Origin of the sequence: Acrocarpospora catenulata (genome assembly GCF_018476525.1) — a bacterium.
Taxonomy (GTDB): domain Bacteria; phylum Actinomycetota; class Actinomycetes; order Streptosporangiales; family Streptosporangiaceae; genus Acrocarpospora; species Acrocarpospora catenulata.
Map to the genome: position 1 here is coordinate 1 of NZ_JAHCST010000141.1, position 2,364 is coordinate 2,364.

Here is a 2,364-nt window from a genome sequence, read left to right on the forward strand (position 1 = left end):
GGTACGGCTTACGCTCGGTCACCCGGCCATCCCAGCACAGCAGACCCCACCGGCCGGCGGTAACGCTACAAATCCATGCGATCACATAGCGACATCACAGGCATATGCTCGCGCAACGCACTCTGAGGTTGCAGGAGTGCCAGTCCCGCCGGGCGTGGCCGTACCTGGTCGGCCAGCAGCAGCGCGGTGAGCGCGCCTTCGCTGTGTCCCATCACGAGCAGGGCCCGCCGGTCGGTTTCCGGCTGCCGGAGCAGGAGGGTGTACGCGGCTGCCGCCTGGCGTACGAAAGCCGGGAAGTCGATGGTCTCCGGGTGGCCCGCGTACGCGCCGAGGCCGGTCTGGCCGCTGCCGTACTTGTCGAAGCGCAATGTGATGATCTTGTCGTCGGCCAGCGCGGTCGCCAGCTTCGCCAGGGTACGTGGCGTCAGTGCCGGCGGCTGGTCGCCGTTGCGGTCGGTGGGCCCGCTGCCGGGCAGCAGCAGCGCGGCCGGCATCCGCTGTCCGGCGCGGTGCGCGGGGACGTGCAGGGTGCCGTACGTCCGGGTGCCCTCGACGGTGAACACCACCTCGCGGTCCTGGGCCGCGACGAATCGCGGGCCCGCCTGGGCGGGGAGGGCCGTGACCGTCGTGGCCGCGGTCAGGGACAGGGTGAGCGCGACTCGGCGCAGGAGCATTGGAGATTCCTAACTGTCGGGCGGTCAGGACCGGGCGATGGCGCCCTCGATGAGGGCGACGGCGGCACGGGGGTCGTCCACCTGGATGACAAGGCGGGCGTAACGCTCATCGGCCAGTTGGATCACGATGGCCTTGGTGGGGTTGTGGACGTCCCAGAAAACCCATTCGCCGTCGAGGCGGAAGGAGCCCGCGGTGATCACGCCGGGAAAGTAGGTGCCCGGGGCGCGGATGCCCTTGTACTCCTGGGAAATGCCGGGGTCGATGGTGGCGCCCCTGACGTTGGACAGCTGGATGGTCAAACGGCTCTTCAGCGCCCAGAGCTCCCGATTAGCTGTGGAACTCAGGCCAGATCCTCGCCAAAGCCATCCGTCCAAGGACATCAGACACGCGATACTAGCGCGTCATGTTCATGAGCACCGGTAACACGATGCACACGATGATGCCGAGGAAGATGAGACGTAACACGATCGTGCGCGACACTGCGCGTACCTTGGACTGGGTGGTGTGATTCCACACGGCGCGAGCGCGTAATGTGCCGTTGCGCGGGCTGCCGTGGACCTCTACGTCATCACCGTTGGCCACCGCGCCTGAGAATCGCCAGCCGCGCATCTCTACCGGGACGTTCGGGAGCCGGTTACCTTCGTCATCATGGCGCTCAAGACGAAAATGCCATATTTCTTTGTCTGTGTTCAGTTTGATCAATCGGAGCACCGGCTGTTGCTGCGACTGCTGAAAGCCCCGTACGATGCCGCGCGCGGATGAGGCGGGGGTGCCGACGCTGCTTCGCTGTCGTGCCTCCCTGCCGAAGAGCAGGCGAAGCGACGTCCTGATCGCCGTGGCGTGTACGTGAACCCCCGTAGTGTGGTTCATGAGCATATCCGTGCGCCGTAGGCCGCTGCGCTCGCGGCCGCTGCTGATCTCGACCTCGTCGCCGTCGCTCACCGCACCGGAGAATGACCAGCCCCGCATCTCCACCGGTACGGGCGTCAGCCGGTTGCCATTGTCGTCGTGGCGGTCGATACGGAAGCTCCACACGACGATCTCGAGGCGCATATTCTTCGGCTGCACCGCCGGCGTTTCGCGCCGTTGCTGGAAGCCGCGCACGGTGCCCCTAATGGATGTGCCGTTGAAGCCTTCGAAGCTTGCGAAATCTCCTGGGCGCTTCCCTGTCGCCGACAGCGGCGCTTTGCACTGTCCACAGAAGGCCGATCCGGCCCGGTTGTCCCATCCACACGCTTGGCAACGTACGAGTTGCTCCTCCACCTGTATCCCCTCGGGTCATGGCATGGCAGTGTGTTGACGTACCAGTATTCGTAAGCTTTTGGGAGTTTGTTTCACAGGGGGGCGGCGTGCACGGCGCGGTTTCCACGCACAGTGTCGATTACCTGCAACGCATGGCTGGCTTACCACAGCTTCAGGGGCCGTTCGTCGTACCTATGTCGGAGTCACGGCGGCTGCTGAGAGTCAGCGGGATCGGCCGCGTGACTCGCGGGCAGCCCGCGCGGCCGCGGGTACCGAACCAGCCGTGGCGGGCACGCACAACCGACCTGATCACCGGGCTGTACGGGCACGGGGCGCCGCTGTTGTTCCAGATCACCGGCGGGCCGGGAGGCACCCGGGTGTGGCTGGGCACCTGCGCGCCGCCGCCGGGTTCGCCGCCGGCGGCGGTGGGCCCGGCGGACGACGATC

Annotated in this window: 4 protein-coding genes; 1 reads left to right on the forward strand and 3 read right to left on the reverse strand. The window is 66.5% G+C overall.

The window, feature by feature from the left end; all coding sequences use genetic code 11:
* Positions 1-65 precede the first annotated feature (65 nt).
* From KIP79_RS46030 to KIP79_RS46040, 3 genes are all read right to left on the reverse strand, one after another.
* The gene (locus KIP79_RS46030) at positions 66-674 is read right to left on the reverse strand and encodes an alpha/beta hydrolase (protein WP_214111408.1); all 609 of its coding nucleotides are present in this window, start codon (positions 672-674) and stop codon (positions 66-68) included.
* A 24-nt stretch (positions 675-698) separates the two neighbouring features.
* Positions 699-974 carry a hypothetical protein gene (locus KIP79_RS46035; protein WP_214111409.1) on the reverse strand — a complete coding sequence of 92 codons (276 nt, stop codon included), beginning with the start codon at positions 972-974 and terminating at the stop codon, positions 699-701.
* A gap of 94 nt (positions 975-1,068) precedes the next feature.
* A complete protein-coding gene (locus KIP79_RS46040) occupies positions 1,069-1,938 on the reverse strand; it encodes a hypothetical protein (RefSeq protein ID WP_214111410.1) in 870 nt (289 codons plus the stop codon).
* Positions 1,939-2,156: 218 nt separating this feature from the next.
* Between KIP79_RS46040 and KIP79_RS46045 the strand changes: the two genes are divergently transcribed.
* Positions 2,157-2,364: hypothetical protein (locus KIP79_RS46045; RefSeq protein WP_214111411.1), on the forward strand; the 208-nt coding region annotated here is incomplete at its 3' end.

Coding starts and splice junctions, on each gene's coding strand:
- KIP79_RS46030 (WP_214111408.1), bottom strand. CDS start 674: ATGCTCCTGCGCCGAGTCGCGCTCACCCTGTCCCTGACCGCGGCCACG.